Source organism: Haloferax sp. Atlit-12N, from assembly GCF_003383095.1.
Classification (GTDB): Archaea; Halobacteriota; Halobacteria; order Halobacteriales; family Haloferacaceae; genus Haloferax.
This window is the reverse complement of record NZ_PSYW01000069.1, coordinates 1-518: the sequence shown is the minus strand read 5'-3', so window position 1 is coordinate 518 and position 518 is coordinate 1. Positions and strand designations below refer to the sequence as shown.

1 protein-coding gene is annotated in these 518 nt (G+C 68.7%); it reads right to left on the bottom strand.

Annotated elements, in window-relative coordinates:
• Positions 1-518: AAA family ATPase (locus C5B90_RS20035; RefSeq protein ID WP_115883641.1), on the bottom strand; the 518-nt coding region annotated here is incomplete at both ends.

Here is a 518-nt window from a genome sequence, read left to right as displayed (position 1 = left end):
AGCTCCTCGAACACCTCGGGGTACTCCAGCGGCCACTGGATCGTCTCGCGGAGCCGCTCTTTGGTGTCTTCGAGCCCGCCGACCTGGTCCCAACTGACGTCCGGGACCTCGACGAACACCTCGCGGAGCGCGGAGGGCTCGATGCCCTTCATCGCCTCCTTGAAGTCCGCCTCGGTCACCTGGATGTTGTTCAGCACGTCGGCGTCGATCTCGTCGCTCTCGAGGTCGATCTCCGGGCGGATGCGCCGCAGCGCGTGCATCGCGGACTCCTTCGCGAGCGACTCTAAGTCGGCCCCGACGAGGCCGTGGGTGTTCTCGGCGTACTCGTCTAAGTCGACCCCGTCGGTCAGCGGCATGTTCCGCGTGTGGACCTGGAGGATCTCCTTGCGGCCGTCGCGGTCGGGGACGCCGACCTCGATCTCGCGGTCGAAGCGGCCGCCCCGGCGGAGCGCCTGGTCGATGGCGTCGACGCGGTTCGTCGCCCCGATGACGACGACCTCGCCGCGCTCCTCGAGCCC